We start from the raw sequence: 19,058 nt of genomic DNA, 5'->3' as shown, positions 1-19,058 counted from the left end.
AGGTTGCGTGCGGTCTTTTTATATGCCAAGGTTAGAACAATTTTTCATAGAGGAAGCGAATATCGTCGAGAGACAATTCTTTGCAGTTGTTGACCAAGAGTCGGGTCTGCTGGCTTCCGGCCTTGACCAGAAAATCGAGGTCCTCTTTTTTAACACCGAATTCTTCCAATTTAGTCGGAATCTGAACTTTTTCTACGACATCTTTGATTTCGGAAATGATATAGTCCGCTTTAGCATCTGCCGTTTCAGCGTATTTTTCCGGATAGACCGCATCGCAAAGGGCAGCCAGTCGATCCGTGCAGGCATCCTTATTGAATTCCATGACATGGGTAAAGAGGATGGCATTGGAAACACCATGGGCAATGTGATATTTCCCGCCCAAGGGGTAGGACAAGGCATGAACAGCCGTCGTCCCCGAGCCGGTAATGGCCACGCCGCCATAAAAGGCACCAATAAGCATTTCCGTTTTGGCGTCCATGTCAGATCCATCTACAAAGGCTTCCCGGATGTTGTGGAAAATTTTCTTGGCCCCTTCAATGCCATAGGTATCGCTCAAAATCGTCGCTTTCTTCGATGTGAAGCATTCTACGACATGGGCTAAGGCGTCGACACCGGTAGCTGCCAAAACCTTCGGCGGCAGATGACGGATCATTTCGGCATCTAAAATGACATAGTCGGGAATCATGCAGTTATTGACAATCCCTTGTTTCGACTGTTCTTCCGGAATGGCGACAATCGAATTGCAGGTCGCTTCAGAACCGGTACCGCACGTCGTCGGAATCATCAGCGATTTGATGTATTTCTTGGCAATCGTCGGGTCCTTAAGCAAATCGCGGACACCGTATTCGGCACCGATAACGATGCTGGCCAACTTCGCCGCATCCATGACGCTGCCGCCGCCGACACCAATGACCAAATCGATATTGGCTTGGCTGACTTCGGCAATGACGCGTTCAACATCCTGATAAGACGGTTCTGTCGCCAAATCATCAATGACCGTCAGCTTCAAAGAAGAGCAAATTTCTTCGACTCGTTTCGTAAGACCTGCGCCGCGAACGCCTTTATCCGTAAAGAGAAGGACGGACTGCGCCTTTTCTCGCTGTAATACTTCACTGATTTTTTCAACACTGCCGGGACCTGCATAAACGACGCCCGGAATCGTTAATTGGCATTGTTTCATGTTTATTACCTCCACCTTTTATACTTATTTAAAACGGAAAATATAAACTCTTAAACCGAAGATTTCCATTAACGATCGTAGCTTGTGGCATAATCATTTTTTCACCATCAAACTCTTCTCCCATTCTATTTTTTAAATGGAATGGGCGATCTTCTACACTGAATATCGTTACATTACCGTTTGCACCAGACTTTAATGTACCAATCCCCCACGGCAGTTTATGAATTTTTGCTGGGCTAAAAGTGCATGCAGTGACAACATCCATTAACGGCAATCCTAAATTCAGCCATTTTGACAAAACCACAGGAAGCCCCCATAACATATTATTAAACAAACCATTCTTAGTAATATCCGTCGAGATAATATCGGGATAAAAGCCTTGTTCTATTGCAGGATAAATGACCCTATAGCAGTGGTTGATTCTTGCATCCGCTGAATCAAAATATACACCGCGTTTCCTTGCATTAAAAACAGCTTTATTAATCTTTCCATCTTCATCAATAATGGTATTCTGCTTTCCCTGATAAATATGGCAAACAACATCCCCCGGTCGCAACTTATTTACAATATCTTCCATTGTGCTCGCTGCATTAGTAACATGTAAAGTAATTGAACATTTCAACTTTTCAGCTAATTCAATGGTTTTATCCAAAACAATCGGACCAAAAGGTTCTACGACCTCTTCACCATATCTTAATTTCAAACCTCTTGCATGAATAGGATCTGCTTGAAAAATGCGACGAAGCCCTTCTTCATCAAAATATCTGGGATCGACGTTTTCAGGATAGCTTTCAGTAATTTGCCCTGACGTAGAAACATTCACTGAATAGAAAATATTTAAATAACAATTATCCACCACATTTCGTTTGAAAATAGGCCAATTTCCGACACCCGAGCTGCCTCCATCAATGGCACTGGTAATGCCCATTGGAATCAAATTTAAATCAGCATCAAAACCAGGTTCGGTTCCTTCTTTAAATACATGTACATGAGAGTCAACCCATCCGGGACTAACATAATAACCCTCCGCATCAATTTCATCTTTGACATTATAAATTACGTCCGGATCATAGTCTACAATCTTGCCATTACGTATAGCAATGGATCGCTTAGAAATCTTTCTATCATCTGGATCAATAACATTACCATTTTTAATTAAAACATCTATTGTTTCAGCCATCATGTTTCGCTCCTTTTCATTAATAAAACATCCTCTCCAGCCCCTTCAAACAAGAAGTCGCCGGAGAGGCGTTTATGGCAAACTACATTAAGCTAAAGTGTACTACGCTTCAACACCAATTTTCTTTTTAAAGTTAATGAGTAAGGAAAACAGTCCAATGCCAATACCGAAGCAAGCAAACAATACGAGTGCTAAGAAATAAGATCCCGTGGAACCAACAATTGCCCCAATGATTAAAGGAATAATAGCTCCGCCAATATTGCCTACACAGTTCATGCAGCCACCAACAGTACCAATATTTTCACGCTGTGCTAATGCAGCCGGAACTGTCCAGTACAAGCACCCAGACCATTTTTGGAAGAATAATGCGACAGTAATGCAGCCAATAGCCATGTAAAGCGAGTCAGACTGACTGAGCAACAACATGGCGCCGCCTGTCATAACCCCGATTAATAATAAGTTGTAATGCATAATCTTATTATAGTGTTCTTTCCCAAATTTTCTTTTCAAAGTATCCGTAATCGTACCACCTAATAAACCGCCAAGCACACTAACGCCATAGATGATAAATAAAGCTCCGCCCAATCCTTTAATATCTAAATGGTGTACAGTTGCTAAATACATTGGTCCCCAGGTCATCAAACCATAGGCAATGGCATTACCGCAAGTGAACCCAAAGCACATTCCCCAAAAATCTTTATGCATAAAATATGTCGTTAAACGCACCTTGACTTTTGTAGCAACACTGTCGGCCTGATTGGCTTTCCATTCTTCTTCCAGTGCATTTTTAATATAATCACGTTCAGCTTGATTAACCCGCTTATTTGTATCCGGTGTCGACATTAACCGTCGGCCACAAATAATAACAATAACAGCAGTTAAAGCCCCAATGGCAATCAAAGCCTCTCTCCATCCATCTAACCAAAGAACAAACAAGGCAACTAACGGCGCCCCAAAAGCATTCCCCAAAGAGGACCCGACATCAACGAGCGCACTTCCTCTGGAGCGTTCCGTAACAGGAAGCCATATAGATTGCAGCTTAGCGCCTGCTGGATAAATAGGTGCTTCAGAAATACCTAGCAAAACGCGAATGAACATAAAGAGTTTACTACTACTTAAAATCCCTGTAATGGCTTGAAATATCCCCCAGCATAAACCGCCAATCAGCAAAATCTTACCCGGTTTAAATCTGTCACAAAGCCATCCACAAGGAATCTGCATCAATGCATATCCCCAAAAAAATGCACTTAAAATAGCGCCAACAACTTCTGGTGAAAAGTTCAATTCTTCTTGAATCTGAGGCATACATACGGAAATAACGGCACGGTCAATGTAGTTGATAGTACAAATAATAGCTAACATAAAAAATATATTCCAGCGTGCGTTAGTTTTTTTCATCATTTCTTCCATTTATAAGTCACACCTTCCTTATTATTAAATATAGAATTAACTATTGTTTTTCATTTGGTGTGGCCAGATCAACGTGCTATACTATTGGTATAGCATGAATTATTGCATAACCCGAGGACGCCCATTCTCAAAAAATGCAATGTTTTCATGCTTTTTGCTATATATGCAGCAGTATAGATCAGCCTTTTACTTGTTCCATCGCTTATGGTCGTATGCTTTGGGATTGCATACCTTATCCCACTTTTGACCGTTTATAACAGCTACCGTTCCTTCTGCCGCCAGGGTTGCAACACCTGAAGCCGCTTCTCGCGTCTGTCCTGCCATATGAGGGGTAACAACGATATTATCATGATGGAAAATAGGATCTGCCGGATCAATCGGTTCATGTACGACAACATCAGTCCCGGCACTGTGAATTCGGTTTTCATCTAACGCTTTATTCAGCGCAGCTTCGTCAACGATACCGCCGCGAGCACAGTTTATCAAAATGCCATCTTTTTTCATCATCTGCAATTCCGCTTCCCCAATCATATTCCGCGTTTGCGGCGTCAGCGGGGTATGGATGGAAACGACATCGGATTCCTTTAAGATATCATGCATATCTTCACGATATCCATAGCCTTGTGCCTCAACCGCTTCTCGTTTAATAAACGGATCGTAAACCAAGACTTTCATGCCAATTCCGGCAGCCATGCCGGCAAAAATACTTCCGATATGGCCGTAACCCAACAAACCAAGAGTTTTACCGCCTAACTCATAGGCTTTATAGGAGCTGCGAATGCCAAAGTTACCGTTACGCATTTCTTTGTCACTGCGAATCATATCTTTAGCGCAGGCAAACATCATTGCCATCGCATGTTCTGCAACAGAACGACTATTGGCCCCTGGGGCAATGACGACGGGAATTCCGAGTTCCGTTGCAGCTTCAACATCGACATCGTCAACGCCGACACCGGGTCGTCCAATAACTTTCAATTTCGGGCACTGTTCCATCGTTTCCCGATCAATAGAACCGATTCGAATGATAACACCATCAGCATCTTTCAATTCCGGAAGCATAACCTTCGGGTCGCCGCTATTTGTAATAACGACCTCTACACCGGCCTTTTCAAGAACAGCCATGCCATCGTCGTGCAGACGATGTGAAATTACAACTTTAGCCATGAATTACATCTCCTTACGTCAATTATTCATACAGTTTAAAAACATCTTCCAAGGCCTTTTTAATAGCCGGATCCGTGCAGTTCGACGGTTGACGAGCCGGACCTACGTGATAACCGCGCATGTTCACCGCAAGTTTTACGACAGAGTTCGGATTACCCATCTGCATGACGTCTCGGAAAGCGCGAATTTTCTTCTGCGATTCGTTAGCTTTTTCGATGTTGCCTTCTTTCCAGTAGTTATAGATGCTGACCATCAGTTCGGGGAAGACATTGGAGCAGCCGGAAATGGCGCCCGTGCCGCCTGCCATGAGTGCCCAAAGAATCAGGGAATCACTGCCGGCCAGTACATTGAGACGAGGATCGGTATTTTCAATATATTTCAGCATATTATCGAAATTGCCGCTCGAATCTTTAATACCGATGATATTTTCATATTTTGCTAAGGTTTTAACCGTCTTCCAGTCAATGGCGTTACCCGTTCTTGCCGGAATGTTATACAACAGAATCGGCAGGTCAACGGCTTCCGCGACAGCGCTGAAATGTTCGATCAAGTCAGCCTGAGAAGCTTTTACAAAGTACGGCGTGATGATGGACAGGCAATCGATACCGCCCATCTGCTGCACAGCCTTCGACATTTCGATCGTTTCTTTCGTCGTAACGCAGCCCGTACCGGCGTAAACGGGAACCCGACCTTGAACGGCTTCCACAGCAGCTTCAATGATTTCCAATTTTTCTTTGAAAGAAAATGCATAGAACTCACCGTTCGTACCTAAGGGGAAAATACCATGGACGCCGGCTTTAATCAGATGATCGATGAACGCCTGGTATTCCTTTTTGTTAAATTCTTCGTTTTCTGTCAACGCCGTAACAACGGGGGTAATCAAACCTTCTGCTTTAAACATAATATATTCGCTCCTTTGTGCATCTATAGAAATTTAATGATCTGCAAAACGTTTACCTAAATCAACGGCATAACACATACTGTCTGCCTTGGCGATGCCTTTACCGGCAATGTCAAAGGCCGTACCATGGTCGACGGAGGTACGAATGATGGGAAGTCCTAAAGTGACATTGACACCGGAATCAAAGGCCACCAGCTTCATCGGAATATGTCCTTGGTCGTGATACATGGCAACGACAATATCGTAAACACCGCGGTAAGCCTTCAAGAAAACCGTATCCGGTGAAACCGGTCCGTCCACGCAAAGTCCTTCTTTCTTTGCTTCTTCAATAGCCGGTATGATTTCATCAATATCTTCACGTCCGAAGATTCCGGCTTCCCCACTGTGCGGATTGAGTCCGGCAACGGCAATTCTCGGTTCCGTAACGCCTAACTGTTTCATCGCACCATCAGCCAAATGGATACATTCCAAAATTCTGGCTTTCTTTGCTCGATTACAAGCTTCTCGCAGAGAACAGTGCGTCGATACATGAACGACCGACATCTTTTCACTCCAAAGCATCATGGTATAGGCTTTGGTGCCCGTAAGGGTTGCAAAGATTTCCGTATGACCGTCAAATTGATGCCCGCCTTTATGAAGAGCTTCTTTATTTAACGGCGCCGTCGTGACGACTTTGATGTCACCCTTCAAGGCATCCGAAATGGCTCTTTCGATATATCGGTAAGCAGCATCTCCGGCAACGGGAGAAACCTTTCCGATTTCAAAATCTTTTCCGATGGCCAAGTCTATAACAGAGATAACATTAATCTTTCCCGGCTGAAATTCTTGAATATTCTGAATACGTACCAGCGGCGTCGTCAAGCGGAGCTGTTGGTGGTAGTATTGGAGTACATCATAGCTGCCGTAGATCAATACAGACTGCTGATACTCTTTTTTAGCATCTATGGCTTTGAGCGAAATCTCCGGTCCGATTCCGGCCGGATCCCCCATGGTGATGCCCACAAATTTATTTGCCACTGTATCTCCTCCTTTATCACAACATCGTTGTTTTGTTATGTTGTTATGTGTTTATTTTTGTTGTTTAAATTATATTTCACTTGTTCGAATAAGTCAACAACTTTTTATAATGTCAACAATGCCTATTTATCATTGTTTTTTCTTTTTAATTTGCTGAAAATTCTTAAAAAGCAATTGCTAAGGCTAGATAGTCAGTGGCTTTATCCCCATTTATCCGCCTCTTTAAATCATGATATTTTAACATAATAGAACAGATAAGAACAAAAAAAGCCATTAGAATAGGCAACATTCCTTACCTATTCTAATGGCTTTTAACGATTTCTATGCACCGAAAATTCACGGCTCCGGCAGATATCTTAAAGATTCTATACAATTGTAAATATCTTTTTCCGTTCCAAAGGCTCCGGCCTTGGTCACAATGGGCAGGCCATTTCGAACACCGCCCAACAGTCTCCCTTGAACAAAACCGGGCACAAGTTCCCGTTCAATCCGGGATCCGTGTGCTGCCAACCGGCGTGTGACAGCAATGGCCGTATCTCCGCCCGTCAAAAACAGTCCGCTTACGGCGGCATCCTTTAAAACAGCCGGCACCAGTTGACTCAAGGTTTGTTTCGTAAACTCGGCCAGCGAATCCGTAGAAAGCCCCTTTTCACGACCATAGGCAGCAAAATCTTCGTACGCCTGACGGCAGTCCGCTCCCGTCAAAATGACATTATGACCTTCCTGTAAACGTGAGACAACCGATTGTATAACGTCACCGGTGCCCGGCACTTCATAAAGTTCTTTCATATCCAAAGAAACGATATTCACTCCCTTATCTCGACAGTATGCAATCTGCGCCATCGTCTTGCTGCTAATGCTGCCGATGACTGCCAATACCGGAAGACTCCGGCAACTGACCTGTAATATCCCCTGAGCGAGACCGGCTGAACCGATCCAAAGGATTTTCTTTCCCGTCTTCATGGCCGCCATAGCAATATGCTCCAACTGTGCCGGCTCCTTTGTATCAAAGGAATAGGCTCGCCCCGTCAAGGCAATCGCTCCCTCAGCCAGATCATGATAGTCATAATGCAGTACGGGTTCTGTCAGGCAGGCCGACAGGATCTTCTGAACATTGTCTTCTTCCAAAGGGTTTCTCGGATCACGGGCGATTTCCGTATCGAGAAGCGGCGTCCCCTGAACGCAAAGACGGCCTTGTTCTACCGTCCGTCCCATTTCGGGATAAGCCGGCGCAAAAATGATGCGTTCCGGCCCATAACTGTCTAAAGCAGCACGGATTTCTTCTTGCAAATGACCGCGCAGGGTCGAGTCCACTTTTTTGTACAAAAAGCGACACCCCCCTTGCCGCATTACCTGCGTCACGGCATGATAAACTCGGTCATAAGCCTCTTGAGGCGATACGACGCGGCTTTCACTATCAATAGCCAGACTATTTTCATTATCTTCAATTTGATCTATATCCAGGATAACATCAGCGGGAATGCCCCGTTTACAAAGCTGGACACCAGTATCATTCGCCCCTGTAAAATCATCGGCGATGATAACAAAATGATGCATACTACCACCTCACTGCACATGAATAAAGTTTACCTGATGCTCGTCAAACAGCCCTTGTTCCTCAGCCGTCGCCGTATAATCACTGATCAAGGTGTCAACTTCCCAGATATCGAAAATATAATAGAGTTTATGCTTCTTAAACTTAGAATGATCGGCAAGGAGGACCACCTTATCGGACGCTTGCAGACAAGCCCGTTTAACATCGATTTTTTCAGCGTTCGCCGTCATAATGCGCCAATCTGGCGTAATGGCCTGAGTTCCCAAAAAGCAAATATCGAAGTGCATGGTCTGCACCATATTAGTCGCCAAGACACCGCACGTCGAATTGGATTCGACGTCAATATGCCCGCCTAAGAGAATGACATATATCCCCATGACAGGTGTTAACACTTGAGCAATCGCCAAGTCATTGGTAACCACTGTCAGGCTCTCCCAGTGCTGTTTGGTCATCAATTCAGCCAATTCAAAGTTCGTCGTTCCGGCATCCAAATAAATGCTCATCGACGATTCTATCATGGGCAGGGCTGCGGCTGCCATATTTCGCTTTTCATCGATATGGACCAATTTTCGGTTCCGATACGTGGCATCCTTTACGGATGATTCCACTAAAACAGCTCCGCCATGACTCTTTTCAACGAGCCCTCCTTCTTCTAAATGCTGTAAATCCCGACGAATCGTCATCGTCGTTACGTCCAGTTGTTGTGCTAAGTCGTTTACAGTAACGGCTTTACTCTTATACAATTCATTTAAAATAAATTGCCGTCGTTCTGCCGGTAGCATATCCTTCACCTCATGTTCATCTTTACATAGTTCTCTCACAATTCGTTGTTTATATTTGTTGTTTTGTGTTATTTAATTATATCAAGAGGGAAAAGAAGCGTCAAGAAGGAAAACATAGCAAAACAGACCTCGCACAAAAAAGTATGATATGTCCACTTCGGGGTAGACATGAGAAATAATAAAATCGCATGTTTCTTGAAGAGGAGCATATCATTTACACGATTTCACTGAAGCAGCTTATTTTTTATGCCCGCATATATTTCGTTCCCCGTCCCACCCCAGTCTTGCGTATGGCCTTCTTTTGAACCAGTTCATTTAATACACGTATTACTTTAACTCTCGTGAATGGAGTTTGCTCTTCGATTTCTTTTCGACTCATGAGGCGATTTTCCGGCAACACCTTGAAGACGAGCAATTCATCCTGTGTCATTTGAGGAACCGCATCTAGGACTGGCAAAGTAATGCGAACAGCATTATCAGTAATAAAGAAACGCAAATGCAACGAAAACTTTTTCGTCTCATTTATATCCAAACGAAACCTTATTTTCTGTCTAACTCAGCATTCTGATGAATAAAAATCGGATTATTCAAGAAATCCAAGGATCTCAAATATCTCCTATCCATAAGATGGCAATATTATAATCAGAAAGTCTATTCCATAACCAAAAAGTCCCCTGAGCCAGTATGATGTGCCTCCCCTAAAGTTAGATTTTTAGGTCCAACTTTAGGGGGGCGGTTCACATTACCCAGGGGATTTTCTAAAACATTTAGTCGTTTCTTGCTACTTTAAAAATGGAAGTCCATCTGCGTACGGATGAGGGTTCGCTTATTATCGGAGTTAGAAATCTGTTCTTGTTTCGAGTACAGCGTTTCCCATTCGATATTCTTCCAGGGAACGTATTTATAGCCCAGGATCCAGCCTTTACTTCCGGCACTGCCATTGTAGAACAGGGAGCCCCATTCATCGTCGCCTGCAATGGTACCGTTCGTTCCATAGCGATACCAACGGGCATAGGCCTGCCAGGTTCCCGGCTTCTTCAGGTCCGTTTCTTTGTAGTTCAGCCGCAGGAAGGTACTGCTGTTTTGATAGTCGGCATTAGTACGAACATAGTCGGCCAGGAAGCGGACGTCTTTTGAGACGTCAAACCAGCCGCTTAAGACGTAGGCTTTATCGTAATCGACAGTTTCTTCGCCCCAAGATTCAAGATGGGTCGTGTTCTTTTCGTAAACGTCTCCCTTATTCTTAGAGTTGAGGGCATAAGCCAAGTTGATGCCGGCTCGCGGCCCTACATTCCCCCACGTGCCAAGGCCGTACCAACTTTCGTGGTTGCCGGCCCCGGTCGAAGCCATCCAAAAACCACTGGCCATCAGATTCGTCCCCTTGATTGGTACGGCAACTTGAACACCATCGGATTCGGTTCCGAAGAGGACGTTTTGCTGCCCTAAACCGCGCCATGCCCGGCCAATATTAATCCAAGCTCCGGTCTTAGGATCCGTCCCTTCGACCCAGATACGCTGGATATTCCCGTCGTGACCGGACCAGCGCTTGGCACGGCCCTTGTCTTTCCCGTCAGCTGCCCATGAACCCGATTCATTTTCATGGTCGTGACCGCCGTTGTAGAAGGAATTTTTTTCTAACTGGAATTTAGCCTTCCAGTTGTCGTTTACTTTATATGCCCCATTAAGGCTCATATAGAAGCGATTATTATCCTTGTACAGGTCGCTGTTATTCTGCACCTGACCACTGTATTTATCATGGTCGTACTGGACGCGGACAAAACCGCTGAGTTCCATTTTGCCGGCAATACCATTTTTCAGTTCATCGATATCTTTCGTATTCTGATCGATCTGCTTCGTATTGGCCGCTACCTGTTGCCGGAGGATGCTGATTTCATCGGCATATTCACCGTGGAGCTTTTCAAGGACCGCCTTATCGCCAAAGCTTCCGCCGCCCTTCTGCATGGCTTTGGCAACGATGCTGGCCACTTCATAGCGAGTCATCGTGCGGCCGCCTTCAAAGGTATTGTCGCCCATGCCTTCGATGACCCCTTCCTGAGCCAGATAATCGAGGGCTTCATAGGACCAATGGTCTTTCGGTACATCGGAGAAACTGTCGGCCGATGCCGCCCATGCCGCGCCGGACAGTTCCAACGTCAAGGCCGCTAAGACCGCACAGGCTTTTTTATTAAAATACATCGTAAGGACCTCTTTTCTTATAAGTTATCGATCAGCATGGCCCCTACGCTGTCATAGACTTTGCGGGCCTGAGCCTGAATGGCCGGTCGGGCCGTGGAAACAGTATAGCCGTTGTAGCCCTGAATCATGGGCAGGTCGTTGATTTCATCGCCAATGGCCAAGATTTCGGCGCCGTCCCACCCGAAGAGGGCGAGCGTATGGGAAATGGCCTGTTCCTTACTGATGTCAGCCGGAATAATATCGACGGCGCAGCGATTGGGGTACGCATGAATCACGTTGCCAAAATTAGCGTTGACTTCCTCACTAGCCGCCAGGGCATCTTCCGCGTTCGTAAACCCTAAGGAAAACTGATGAATGATCTGCGGCAAGTGCTCTATATCCTCTTCTGTAATAGGAACCAAGGTATAGTCCCACTGTTCAGCCTCGCGCCAAACCCAGGTCCCCTCCATATCGTGGCAAAGATAGGTCCGGTCTTCTGATGAAAAAGAGAAATGGAAAGATTTTCGGACCAGAGGCAGTTCACTGGCTTTCTTTAAAACGGCCGGCTCGATACGGGCTTCCCAAAGGACCCGATTCTGTCCGTCACTGATAAGGCCTCCGTTATTGCAGGCCAAATAGTCATATTCAATACCGTAGTGCTTGAGCTGGGGCCAAAGCATGCCGTGGTCACGGCCGGAAACGACGCCGAATTTATGGCCCGCAGCCCGCCACTGACGAACGGCTTCCGCATCTTCAGCTGTAATGATATCGTCTCGGAATAAAGTCCCGTCGTAATCACTGGCAGCAACTTTTAACATAATATTCCTCCTCATATACGATAGATGACGGCTTCTGCCGGTCGTAATTCACCGGCCCGGGGATTTTCAAAATTCCCAATAAGTACCGAGGCGCCCTGTACAAGGTCGACATTATAACGAACCGTATCATTCGTGAAATTGACCAGGATCAGGACAGCCTGATTACCCAAAGTCCGTTTAAAAGCGTAGATGGACTCATCGTCAGCCAAGAGTTCTTCATAGCTGCCCTGCAGCAAAATCTGCGACGCTTCCCCCCGGAATCGTTCATGCTGGAGTTTACGATAGTAAGAAAGGACCGATTGATCATCTTTTTCTTCAACTTCAGCGCAGCAGGAGGCAAAGTCGTCATGAACGGGAAGCCACGGCGTCCCCGTCGTAAATCCGGCCTGCGCCTCCGTCGTCCACTGCATGGGAGTCCTGGCATTGTCCCGGCTGTGGAACTGTACGACCTTCAGGGCTTCTGCCGGTTCAAGACCTTCCTCCAAAGCCATCTGATACTGGCCATGAGTCGAAATATCGTTATAGTCTTCAATCCGTTCAAACGCCGTATTGGCCATGCCTAATTCCTGCCCCTCATAAATGAAAGGCGTCCCCCGAAGCCCGAACAAGACCGTCGCCATGGCTTTCGCCGCCGCTTGGGTATCCGTTCCCTCCGGGAAGTAGTGATTGACACAGCGATTGCGGTCATGATTTTCAAAGAAAATCGGATACCAACCGTTATCAGCCGTCGCCCTTTGGCTGGCAGACAGTGCTTTTTTGAGCTTCGTCAGCGGCCACGAAGAGGCTTTGCACCAAATTTCATCATCCGTAAATTCCACGTTCGAATGGCTGAATTCAAAGAGCATACTGAAAACGCCGTCTTCGCCGACCCATTGGGGCAACTCTTCCGGTGCCACCCCATTAGCTTCGGCGACGGTGAAGATATCGTGACCGTCAAAGACCTGGCTGCGAAATTCATGGAGAAAGTCGAGGATACCCGGCGTATTGGCAATCATCTGATGGATCGACGACAAGCCGTCAGCTCCATCGACAGGGCCGTCTTCAAAGACAGCCGGCTTCTTGATATAGACGATGGCATCGATACGGAAACCGCCGACACCTTTATCGAGCCAAAAGTTGGCCGCGTCATACAAGGCCTGGCGGACGTCTGGGTTTTCCCAATTCAGATCCGGCTGTTCGACGGCAAAGGTATGCAGGTAATACTGCTGCCGTTCTTCGCACCAGGTCCAGGCCGAACCGCCGAAGATGGACCGCCAGTTCGTCGGAGCCGAACCGTCTTCCTTGGCATCACGCCAGATATACCAGTCAGCCTTATCGTTATCCCGGCTCCGTTTCGATTCTTGGAACCAGTCATGCCGGTCCGAAGTGTGATTGTAAACCAAATCCATGACGATGCGGATATCCCGCTTCTTGCCTTCAGCAATGAGTTTTTCCATATCGGCCAGGGTCCCGTAGCGACGGTCGATGGCCGTATAATCACTGATATCGTAGCCGTTGTCGACCATGGGCGACGGATAGACCGGCGTCAACCAGACCGCACCGATGCCCAAGGCTTTTAAATAGTCGAGATGACGCGTAATGCCGGGAATATCGCCTTCGCCGCTTCCTGTCGTATCCTGAAAGCTGCGGGGATAAACCTGATAGACTGCTGTTTTCTGCCACCATTTTAACGTATCCATAAAAACCTCCTAGAAAATGACAATCGGTGTTTCACCAGCGACGACAGGCTGGTCCGGTTCTTTCTTCATCTGCGGATATTCCGGAGAATTGGTAACGGCCATGATGACGATATCGTCATAGCCGGCCTTAGCAATGACATCGCGGTCGAAGCGAATCAAGGGATCACCTGCTTTTACCTGTGCATCCTGTTCCGTCAAGAGGGTAAAGCCTTCACCGTTCAAATTGACCGTATCGAGACCGATGTGAATCAAGATTTCAGCGCCATTGCTCAGTTCCAAGCCCACGGCGTGGAGGGAGCTTTCCATAATCATCGACACAACGCAGTCCGCCGGAGCCACAATCGTATCGCCGGAAGGCTTAATGGCTACGCCGTCGCCCATCATCATCTGAGAAAAGGCGTCATCAGGGACTTCGCTGATATCGACGAGGTCGCCGGACACGAAGGCTTTCAGCCGCATGGAGCGGGAATCTTCATCGACAGAAGCGACAGCAGCAACGGGTTCCGCCTTAGTGCCATCCGATTCAGCCGCTTTCGGTTCTGTCGGCACGGTTTCAGCAATCGGCGTATAATCGCCTTTCAGCAAGGCATCGAAATGGCTGCGGACGTTCGGCACGGACAGACCGACGATGACCTGAACGGCACGGCCGTTTTTCACCAAGCCAAAGGCCCCGGCATTGGTAAACTTGCTCGTCCCGGCAACTTTATCCGGATCGTTGACCGTGACCCGCAGACGAGTCGCGCAGTTGGTGACTTCCTGAATGTTGTCCGGACCGCCGAGGCAGTCGAGGAAGACCTGAGCTTTCAAGGCATCGGCACCACCGGCAATGCCCTTCTTTTCCATTTCTTTCTTGGCTTTATATTCCGCCTTGGTAAACAATTTATCGTCTTCACCATCATCGGTCCGCCCAGGCGTCTTAAAGTCGAAGTGAAGGATCAAGAAACGGAAAACGACGAAATAAATAGCGGTAAAGCAGAGGCCGATGGCAATCTGCATGATATACGTCCCGGCGTGGAAGCGGAACAGGGGAATCCAGTTTTGGACGAAGGCATCGATGAGGCCGCCGCCAAAGTTGCCAGACAAGCCGATAAAGTAGAGGATGGACGACAACGTCGCCGATAAAACGGCATGGACGACGTACAACACAGGGGCGACGAACAAGAAGGTAAATTCAATCGGTTCGGTAATGCCGCAGAGGACGGCTGTGATCGTAGCCGGGATCAAGAGGGCTGCTACCTTTTTACGCTTTTCCGGTTTGGCGCAGTAATACATGGCCAAGGCTGCACCGGGAAGACCGAAGACTTTACCGCTGCCGTGAAGGGCAAAACCGCCCTGAGGGAACATATCCCGCAATGACTGGGCACTGGTTGCAAAGTCGTTGATGTGTCCCAACCAGTAGGCCTGAATGCCGCCGTCAACGACAGCCGGCCCAAAAATGAAGGGCAGGTAAATGAAGTGATGAAGGCCTGCCGGCAGGAGCATCTTCTCGGAGAACGTATAAGCCCAGACACCGAAGATACCACTGGTCTTGAGGAAGAACTGGAACTGTTCGATACCGTGCTGAATGGGCGGCCAGATATAGCAGAAGAGAAGGGCTGTCGGCAGCATGACCAAAAAGCCGACGGCGACGACGAAAGCCGGACCTTTGAAGATACCGAGCCAGTCGGGAATTTCCGTATCATAGAAGCGATTGTGGAGATAGGCAGAAATGCAGGCAATAAAGATGGCGCCGAGCATGCCCATATCCAAGGTCTTGATGTTAGCAATCATAGCCAGCCCCGTACCGGCTCCGGCTTCCTGACTGTAATCGACGCCGAAATAACTGCCGTGGAGACTCAAGAGGCCAGAAATGAAGTAGTTGAAAATCATATAAATGACGAAGCCTTCCATGGCACAGCGTGCCTGTTCTTTCTTGGCAAAACCAATGGGAACGGCGATGGCAAAGAGGATCGGCATCTGCTTAAATACCGTCCAGGCACCTTGCTGGACGACGTACCAGAAATCGTACCACAAGGTCCCCTCTTCAGCTAAGCTGCCAAAGAGTCCCGTATTACTGAAAATAATCGACACGGCAACAGTCAAGCCGAAGAAAGCAAATAAAATGACCGGCGTATACATAGCGCCGCCAAAGCGCTGCAATTCCTGCATACTGCGTTCCTTGCTGAATGTCATAACAGTTTCCTCCCGTTTAAAATAAAAATATAAGTCCTTAGCATTCTCGGTCATATAGCGAAGACGTCATTCGATGTATTCCTTGAAGCTATCTTTACTAACAGGATATAAAAAAAGAGCCGCGAACACAATAGTTTCGCGGCTTTCCGGCACTGCGGCACGGGGCTGTAATCTGGTACAAAATACGTACTTTGGTACATATCATTCGTCACCTTGGCGCAGGCGATGACAGTACATACAGTAATTGACATACCAGACTTCGATGAGGACAAAGTAAGGCATCATAGACTGGAAGGGGACGTGTTCCTCTTCCTTATCGTAGAGTTGGAACTGGCCCGGAGAAATATAGAAATTGACCGTCGACAACGAGGCCAGGGTATTATCCTGCAGACGGGTAACGGAAATAAAGGGAATATCCCGCGCCTTCAGGAGATGGCCCAATTCGGTTACGGCCGGCGATTCGCCGGAAAAAGAAACAATGATAAACAAGTCGTCCTTAGTCAGGGAATGGACAAGATTGCGGAATTCTTCCCGCGCCGGCACATCGTAAATCAAAATATTGTCATAGAAGAAGAGGCGCTTCAGTTCTTGAACGACGTTATTTTGCACATAGCCCGAAGAATACGTAAAAATCCGATTGGCTTCATGGATGAGGGAACTGGCCCGATCAAAATTAAGATTGCAGACCTTATCGACGGTTTGGGCATAAAATCGATTCAGCCCTTCCAAGGTATGGGCATCATACTCGAAGGATTTCGCCTGTTCCCGTTTGAGGAGCAGCTTGAATTCGCCAAAGCCTTCGAGGCCCAATTTTTGCGCAAAGCGGACAATGGTCGTCGTCGATACATTGCAGGCTCGAGCCAATTCGTGAATCGAACTGCGGCGAACCTCAGCCCGGTGCTGTACGATATACTTCCAGATACCCATATCGGTATTATTTAATTCTTGTCGGTGTTCATTGATGAGTTCCTCCAGTGCCATGGCCGCTCCTCCCTTGCAAAAAAGCCCTTGCGGAGATTTCCGCAAGGGCCGGAATTATGCTTTTATTATAGAAAATTAGGGGAAGGGCGTCAAGAGTCGGGAACCGGCATCAGACGCAGAGAGCCGCAGCAATGGCGGCCCCGATGGAGGCGCCGTGGCTGTTGGGCACAATGTGAATCGGCGTTCCTTCAGAGAGACCCATGCAGGAACGGCAGACAGCCCCTTCAATAACGCTGGGGACGCCGGCGATTTTTTCGACAAGGCTGCCTTCGATAGCAATGGCCTGTTCCTTAAGTTCTTCTTCTCCCGCCAAATGGCCGAGAATGCCGAAGCTGGCAGCGCCGATCATCTGTGCTGCCCGCGTAAAGACAGCTCCGCCCAAGGCACAGAGGGCCTTCTTTTTGGGCCGGCGTCACGTCAAAGCCGAGAACGTCGCGGACCGTCTTTTCACCGGAGAAAAGTTCATTCATACAGCGCGTCGTAAAACGGGGAACATCGTCGCGATCCAAATAATCCATCACCATGACGCGGAAGAGCTCGTTCAAGTAACGGCCGCCAATCATCTTTTCAAAACAATGATCTCCGGGCTGCTGCGATTCTTCGTCGACACGGCGATCCCAATCGGTACGCGGTCCTCCCGAAAAACCCCCGGCTTCTAAGTTGACGATCATCGAAAGTGCCGGTTCATAATAACACATATTGAAGCCTGTACCGCAGACGATGCCGATCTGGGCCGGATTATGCTGATAGACAGACGACAAGAGGGTCGCTGTCGTATCGTTCAACAGGGCCACCGGTTCAATACGGTCCATTCCATTGCGAACGAGGGCTTCCTTAAGAAGACCGTTGATCGACTTACCGGCAACACCGGGGACATCGATTTCTTTCGACCAGGCGATGAGGCTGGCATCTTTGGCTGACGTCTGATTGACGGCAAAGGAAAAGGTAAATCCCAACTTATAGGGCTCATTGCCGCCGGCCGCTTCTTTTACGATATTGGCGATGAAGTCAAACAAGGCCTCTGCCGTCGTCGACGAAGTCGTGTAGTCATAAGCGTCACCTCTTAAAGGCTTCGATACCTTGGTTTCAATCGTAAATCCATCTGCGCCGGATAAGGTGATACGTGAAGCCCGGACATTGGTCCCGCCGAAATCAAGAGCCATGAAGGTCCCCGTTTCCAATCCCGTCGGGAGTCCCAAATAGGTACGCAGGGCCGAAAGAGAGCTCTTTTTACCGGCCAGGGCATCTTCCGCCGTCCGGCGAAAATCCTGAGCCAAGCGGCATAAATCGGCGCCGTCTAAATTCAATTTCTGCTGCATCGTCTTAAAGTCCTTTATCGTATCTGCCATTGCTGTAGGCCTCCTGTCTGTACGTTAAACATCTATGCCTCCATCATAAAGGAAATGCATCGGGAATACAACCGACAAGGGCCGTTTTGTTCCCATGAAACCGCCTTGGACGGTGGTACATATTGTGAACTTCGGTACACCCCATCATAATACAAGAAAAGGGACAGTGCATGAAGATATCATTCATGCACTGTCCCTGAATAAAATTTGGTGGGCGATAACAGGATCGAACTGCTGACATCCTGCTTGTAAGGCAGGCGCTCTCCCAGCTGAGCTAATCGCCCATGTGGTGACCCCTACGGGATTTGAACCCATGTTCTCGCCGTGAAAGGGCGATGTCTTAGACCACTTGACCAAGGGGCCACGTAATGTGGATTGTGGTGATCCACCCGAGATTCGAACTCGGGACACCCTGATTAAAAGTCAGGTGCTCTGCCAACTGAGCTAGTGGATCATACTGGCAGGGGTAGTAGGATTCGAACCTACGCATGACGGAGTCAGAGTCCGTTGCCTTACCGCTTGGCGACACCCCTGTATGGCTCCTCAAGTAGGACTCGAACCTACGACAAATCGGTTAACAGCCGATTGCTCTACCAACTGAGCTATTGAGGAATAAATGGAGCGGAAAACGAGGCTCGAACTCGCGACCCCCACCTTGGCAAGGTGGTGCTCTACCACTGAGCTACTTCCGCATG

The 19,058-nt window shown here is 47.6% G+C and carries 16 protein-coding genes and 6 tRNA genes; all 22 read right to left on the bottom strand.

Going from position 1 to position 19,058, the window contains the following annotated elements:
* Positions 1–31: 31 nt before the first annotated feature.
* Complete coding sequence (locus TX77_RS11700; RefSeq protein ID WP_044505268.1) at positions 32–1,180, bottom strand: iron-containing alcohol dehydrogenase; 1,149 nt, start codon at positions 1,178–1,180, stop codon at positions 32–34.
* A 28-nt stretch (positions 1,181–1,208) separates the two neighbouring features.
* On the bottom strand, positions 1,209–2,363 hold the full coding sequence (locus TX77_RS11695) for an amidohydrolase family protein (RefSeq protein ID WP_154651923.1): 1,155 nt from the start codon (positions 2,361–2,363) through the stop codon (positions 1,209–1,211).
* A gap of 99 nt (positions 2,364–2,462) precedes the next feature.
* On the bottom strand, positions 2,463–3,770 hold the full coding sequence (locus TX77_RS11690; protein WP_044505266.1) for an MFS transporter: 1,308 nt from the start codon (positions 3,768–3,770) through the stop codon (positions 2,463–2,465).
* A 186-nt stretch (positions 3,771–3,956) separates the two neighbouring features.
* Positions 3,957–4,934, bottom strand: a complete 978-nt coding sequence (locus TX77_RS11685; RefSeq protein ID WP_044505265.1) for a hydroxyacid dehydrogenase — start codon at positions 4,932–4,934, stop codon at positions 3,957–3,959.
* A gap of 22 nt (positions 4,935–4,956) precedes the next feature.
* A complete protein-coding gene (dapA, locus tag TX77_RS11680) occupies positions 4,957–5,835 on the bottom strand; it encodes a 4-hydroxy-tetrahydrodipicolinate synthase (RefSeq protein ID WP_044505264.1) in 879 nt (292 codons plus the stop codon).
* Positions 5,836–5,868: 33 nt separating this feature from the next.
* Entirely contained in the window at positions 5,869–6,852 is a 984-nt protein-coding gene (gene pdxA / locus TX77_RS11675; RefSeq protein ID WP_044505263.1) for a 4-hydroxythreonine-4-phosphate dehydrogenase PdxA, read from the bottom strand.
* A gap of 336 nt (positions 6,853–7,188) precedes the next feature.
* Positions 7,189–8,409, bottom strand: a complete 1,221-nt coding sequence (locus TX77_RS11670) for a four-carbon acid sugar kinase family protein (RefSeq protein ID WP_044505262.1) — start codon at positions 8,407–8,409, stop codon at positions 7,189–7,191.
* A 9-nt stretch (positions 8,410–8,418) separates the two neighbouring features.
* On the bottom strand, positions 8,419–9,189 hold the full coding sequence (locus TX77_RS11665) for a DeoR/GlpR family DNA-binding transcription regulator (protein ID WP_044505261.1): 771 nt from the start codon (positions 9,187–9,189) through the stop codon (positions 8,419–8,421).
* Positions 9,190–9,433: 244 nt separating this feature from the next.
* A complete protein-coding gene (locus tag TX77_RS11660) occupies positions 9,434–9,721 on the bottom strand; it encodes a hypothetical protein (protein ID WP_044505260.1) in 288 nt (95 codons plus the stop codon).
* Between the two features lie 254 nt (positions 9,722–9,975).
* The gene (locus tag TX77_RS11655) at positions 9,976–11,385 is read right to left on the bottom strand and encodes an S-layer homology domain-containing protein (RefSeq protein ID WP_044505259.1); all 1,410 of its coding nucleotides are present in this window, start codon (positions 11,383–11,385) and stop codon (positions 9,976–9,978) included.
* A 17-nt stretch (positions 11,386–11,402) separates the two neighbouring features.
* Positions 11,403–12,182 (bottom strand): HAD-IIB family hydrolase, encoded by a 780-nt coding sequence (locus TX77_RS11650; RefSeq protein WP_044505258.1) that lies wholly within the window; start codon positions 12,180–12,182, stop codon positions 11,403–11,405.
* Between the two features lie 11 nt (positions 12,183–12,193).
* On the bottom strand, positions 12,194–13,861 hold the full coding sequence (locus TX77_RS11645; protein WP_044505257.1) for a glycoside hydrolase family 13 protein: 1,668 nt from the start codon (positions 13,859–13,861) through the stop codon (positions 12,194–12,196).
* A gap of 9 nt (positions 13,862–13,870) precedes the next feature.
* On the bottom strand, positions 13,871–16,033 hold the full coding sequence (locus tag TX77_RS11640; protein WP_044505256.1) for an alpha-glucoside-specific PTS transporter subunit IIBC: 2,163 nt from the start codon (positions 16,031–16,033) through the stop codon (positions 13,871–13,873).
* Between the two features lie 201 nt (positions 16,034–16,234).
* A complete protein-coding gene (locus TX77_RS11635; protein WP_044505255.1) occupies positions 16,235–17,014 on the bottom strand; it encodes a MurR/RpiR family transcriptional regulator in 780 nt (259 codons plus the stop codon).
* Between the two features lie 109 nt (positions 17,015–17,123).
* The gene (locus TX77_RS14205) at positions 17,124–17,363 is read right to left on the bottom strand and encodes a hypothetical protein (protein WP_044505254.1); all 240 of its coding nucleotides are present in this window, start codon (positions 17,361–17,363) and stop codon (positions 17,124–17,126) included.
* Positions 17,305–18,363 carry a hexokinase family protein gene (locus TX77_RS11625; protein WP_230198141.1) on the bottom strand — a complete coding sequence of 353 codons (1,059 nt, stop codon included), beginning with the start codon at positions 18,361–18,363 and terminating at the stop codon, positions 17,305–17,307. The genes TX77_RS14205 and TX77_RS11625 overlap by 59 nt, the downstream gene beginning before the upstream one ends.
* Positions 18,364–18,571: 208 nt before the next feature.
* A tRNA-Val gene (locus tag TX77_RS11620) sits at positions 18,572–18,647 on the bottom strand.
* A 3-nt stretch (positions 18,648–18,650) separates the two neighbouring features.
* Positions 18,651–18,726, bottom strand: a tRNA-Glu gene (locus TX77_RS11615).
* A 15-nt stretch (positions 18,727–18,741) separates the two neighbouring features.
* A tRNA-Lys gene (locus TX77_RS11610) sits at positions 18,742–18,817 on the bottom strand.
* A gap of 4 nt (positions 18,818–18,821) precedes the next feature.
* Positions 18,822–18,896 (bottom strand) — tRNA-Gln (locus TX77_RS11605).
* A gap of 3 nt (positions 18,897–18,899) precedes the next feature.
* Positions 18,900–18,975, bottom strand: a tRNA-Asn gene (locus tag TX77_RS11600).
* Positions 18,976–18,980: 5 nt separating this feature from the next.
* A tRNA-Gly gene (locus tag TX77_RS11595) sits at positions 18,981–19,055 on the bottom strand.
* Between the last annotated feature and the right edge of the window lie 3 nt (positions 19,056–19,058).

This window comes from Megasphaera massiliensis, assembly GCF_000455225.1.
Taxonomy (GTDB): domain Bacteria; phylum Bacillota; class Negativicutes; order Veillonellales; family Megasphaeraceae; genus Megasphaera; species Megasphaera massiliensis.
This window is presented reverse-complemented; position numbering and strand designations above follow the sequence as displayed.

Coding starts and splice junctions, on each gene's coding strand:
- TX77_RS11700 (WP_044505268.1), bottom strand. CDS start 1,180: ATGAAACAATGCCAATTAACGATTCCGGGCGTCGTTTATGCAGGTCCC.
- TX77_RS11695 (WP_154651923.1), bottom strand. CDS start 2,363: ATGATGGCTGAAACAATAGATGTTTTAATTAAAAATGGTAATGTTATT.
- TX77_RS11690 (WP_044505266.1), bottom strand. CDS start 3,770: ATGGAAGAAATGATGAAAAAAACTAACGCACGCTGGAATATATTTTTT.
- TX77_RS11685 (WP_044505265.1), bottom strand. CDS start 4,934: ATGGCTAAAGTTGTAATTTCACATCGTCTGCACGACGATGGCATGGCT.
- dapA (WP_044505264.1), bottom strand. CDS start 5,835: ATGTTTAAAGCAGAAGGTTTGATTACCCCCGTTGTTACGGCGTTGACA.
- TX77_RS11670 (WP_044505262.1), bottom strand. CDS start 8,409: ATGCATCATTTTGTTATCATCGCCGATGATTTTACAGGGGCGAATGAT.
- TX77_RS11665 (WP_044505261.1), bottom strand. CDS start 9,189: ATGCTACCGGCAGAACGACGGCAATTTATTTTAAATGAATTGTATAAG.
- TX77_RS11655 (WP_044505259.1), bottom strand. CDS start 11,385: ATGTATTTTAATAAAAAAGCCTGTGCGGTCTTAGCGGCCTTGACGTTG.
- TX77_RS11650 (WP_044505258.1), bottom strand. CDS start 12,182: ATGTTAAAAGTTGCTGCCAGTGATTACGACGGGACTTTATTCCGAGAC.
- TX77_RS11645 (WP_044505257.1), bottom strand. CDS start 13,861: ATGGATACGTTAAAATGGTGGCAGAAAACAGCAGTCTATCAGGTTTAT.
- TX77_RS11640 (WP_044505256.1), bottom strand. CDS start 16,033: ATGACATTCAGCAAGGAACGCAGTATGCAGGAATTGCAGCGCTTTGGC.
- TX77_RS11635 (WP_044505255.1), bottom strand. CDS start 17,014: ATGGCACTGGAGGAACTCATCAATGAACACCGACAAGAATTAAATAAT.
- TX77_RS14205 (WP_044505254.1), bottom strand. CDS start 17,363: ATGATCGGCGCTGCCAGCTTCGGCATTCTCGGCCATTTGGCGGGAGAA.
- TX77_RS11625 (WP_230198141.1), bottom strand. CDS start 18,363: ATGGCAGATACGATAAAGGACTTTAAGACGATGCAGCAGAAATTGAAT.